This is a genomic window from Allobosea eneae, from assembly GCF_042657265.1.
Lineage (GTDB): Bacteria > Pseudomonadota > Alphaproteobacteria > Rhizobiales > Beijerinckiaceae > Allobosea > Allobosea eneae.
Genome location: NZ_JBHSLW010000050.1, coordinates 1 through 2,563, shown reverse-complemented (window position 1 = coordinate 2,563; position 2,563 = coordinate 1). Strand labels below are relative to the sequence as shown.

Below are 2,563 nucleotides of genomic sequence, written 5' to 3'. Positions count from 1 at the left end.
CGCGTTGCCCTACGCTGCGAAAAGACCAAGCGAAATTTCGCAGCCATTGTCGCTCTCGCCGCAGCATTCGTCTTGGTAAAATCCGTCCACACCGCCTAGCTCCAGCGCAGGTATGGCCGCGAGGAGCAATGATCGAAGGGACGGTGAAATGGTTCAATTCCGAAAAGGGATATGGGTTCATCAGGCCTGATGGTGGTGGGCCCGACGCCTTCGTCCACATCAGCGTCGTCGAGCTTGCAGGCTTGCCAGAACTTCGCCGGGGTCAGAAGGTGACCTACGAACTGATAACCCATCGGCGCGGCGACAAAACGTCGGCCATCAATCTCAAGCTTCAGAATTAGAAATGCCGGCTGGTTGCCCAGCCGGCGACACGATGGTTCAAAGCTTCAGGTGATCAGCGACCGCCGACACGCTTCCGGCGCTGCTGGCCAAGGCCCATCTTCTTAGCAAGGTTCGAGCGAGCCTCCGCATAAGCTGGAGCGACCATGGGGTAATCTGCGGGCAGATTCCACTTAGCGCGATATTCCTCGGGGCTCATATTGTACTGCGTACGCAGATGCCGTTTCAGCGACTTGAACTTCTTGCCGTCGTCGAGGCAGATCAAAAACTCCGGCGTGATCGACTTCTTGACCGGAACAGCCGGCGTCAGCTTTTCCGGCTCCGGCGCAGCCACTCCGCCAGCGCTCAGACCGATGATGGCAGAATGTGTGGACGCAATAAGCGCGGGAAGGTCACTCGCCGGCACGCTGTTGTTCGCCACGTAGGCAGAAACGATGTCGGCAACCAGGCCGATAAACTCGCTATTGTTTTCAGACATTCCTAGCTCCATGAGACGCCTCTCACCAAAAATGTATGTGAGAAGTCATTCGCCATCACCTCGATAGATCGGGAAACAGCAGAATCACCCACACTCATGTAAGCCGAATTCTCGAAACGTAAAGTGATTTTGTGCTCAGGCCAAAAAACGGGCCTAAATCACAGGCTCACCAGACCGTGATGACTCGGGTTTAGAGCATTAATAATTGAATCGTTATGGCGAGAAACGCTCCCTGTGCCACCCTTCAGGATTCCGATCCTTCCCGCCATACTTGAGAAAGCCGCTGGTGATCGCCTACTCGATCATCCGAAGCGAGACGGCAACATCGAGGAACCCGCGCCCGACATAGCTCAAAAACCTATGGTGGACACTCGTGTTTGCGAACAGAAGGTCGCTGCCACACCCACCCAGTCCGGCAAAGCCGAGCTCTGGACGCGTCATTTCGCCGATGAAGATCACGTCCCTATCCTTACCCCAACGAACTACGCACTTCGCCGCGGCCTCATTGGCGGGAGGCCAAGACATCAAAAGCGCGTCCGCCCAAGGTCCGTATCGATCAACCGCATCCGATGCCTCGATTTTTTCGACCGGGAAATGCATGCCTTGGTCGTGGCCGTCGATGCCTGAAAACAAACTGGTCGAACGGATATCCACTCCCCGCTCGGTAAGGCCTTTCGCCAAAAGCCCATTGCCCGCGAAAACCTCAAGCACGCGCTTGCCTCGAAGATGGGCGGACACCTCATCCAGAAATGGTGCGCTGAAATTGCCCCAAGAAACCGGCATCTGGCGCATCACTTAAACGCAATCCCGCTTAATCTCTCGGCGACCGCCCTAAGCGACCCGTTTCGAAGAAGCGCTTCCGGGACATAGTCCGTGAGGTCAATGTAGCGGACAGCTCGAATTCCGCCAGCGCTGGCTTTCCTGATGTCGCACGGCGCCCATTCATCGACGAGATAGAAGCGAAGCGATCCATCCTTTAGGTCGTAGTACCCTGTACCCTCAATGACGCTCTTGATCCGATCCAGATCGCCGGCCGAGGCTGTGCCACTTTCCGTTTTCTCGACCACGACCACTCCATTCTCATACCGGCAGATCAGAACGGCTCTCGGTGCTCCGATAAGCGAAACGGTCTTGTTCTTATAGATGCCCAAAAAACGGCAGCTATCCTTCGAACGGCGATCGGCGCCTTCGTAATATAGGCGGTACGTCTCATTCTCCTGGTAGGAGGTTCCACAGGCGACGGCCGCGAGCCGTTTCCAACGATCGTCGAGCAGGCCGACACTCGCCAGGAATGTCTCGTAGTCATCGATGATACTAGCGAGGTTGACCTCGTGCTCGGCGCAGACCGACCTCGCGGCCGCCAGAATCTCAGAAAACGTCACTGATACAAAAATGACGTGGTGATCCTTACAGACTTGTTTCAAAGCCTCCTGCTCCGCATCGGCGATCGGCGACCTCGTCAAACCTATCAGGTAGGTCGCCTCATGCTTCTCCTGGCCAATCCCGCGGGCGTGCCGCTCTATCTGATCCCGCCAGAGGCCGGCTCCCAGTTTTGTTTCGATGTAAATCCGAAAACGATCCTGTGACATGACGGCGTCAGGTACGCTGAAGCTCTCACGAATCTGTTGGTCAAAACGCAGCCCTAACAGGCTGTTGAAAAACCCGCTCGCCGCAGGGCATTCGGCGTGATTCATTGTCTTCGAAGGGGTTCGGAGATCGGTGCATGCGCGGTGACGACAATCGGAC

4 protein-coding genes are annotated in these 2,563 nt (G+C 56.1%); 1 reads left to right on the top strand and 3 read right to left on the bottom strand.

The features are described from left to right. Positions 1-128 precede the first annotated feature (128 nt). Complete coding sequence (locus ACFPOB_RS24630) at positions 129-341, top strand: cold-shock protein (protein ID WP_377800983.1); 213 nt, start codon at positions 129-131, stop codon at positions 339-341. Positions 342-394: 53 nt separating this feature from the next. Here ACFPOB_RS24630 and ACFPOB_RS24625 read toward each other — a convergent pair whose 3' ends face one another. The 3 genes from ACFPOB_RS24625 to ACFPOB_RS24615 all read right to left on the bottom strand — a co-directional run. Continuing rightward, entirely contained in the window at positions 395-817 is a 423-nt protein-coding gene (locus ACFPOB_RS24625) for a Ros/MucR family transcriptional regulator (RefSeq protein ID WP_377800982.1), read from the bottom strand. Between the two features lie 294 nt (positions 818-1,111). After that, positions 1,112-1,612: a hypothetical protein gene (locus ACFPOB_RS24620; protein WP_377800981.1), complete on the bottom strand. Its 501-nt coding sequence runs from the start codon at positions 1,610-1,612 to the stop codon at positions 1,112-1,114. Beyond that, a partial coding sequence (locus tag ACFPOB_RS24615) for a hypothetical protein (protein WP_377800980.1) occupies positions 1,609-2,563 on the bottom strand: 955 nt, incomplete at its 5' end. The genes ACFPOB_RS24620 and ACFPOB_RS24615, both read right to left, overlap by 4 nt.

Coding starts and splice junctions, on each gene's coding strand:
- ACFPOB_RS24625 (WP_377800982.1), bottom strand. CDS start 817: ATGTCTGAAAACAATAGCGAGTTTATCGGCCTGGTTGCCGACATCGTT.
- ACFPOB_RS24630 (WP_377800983.1), top strand. CDS start 129: ATGATCGAAGGGACGGTGAAATGGTTCAATTCCGAAAAGGGATATGGG.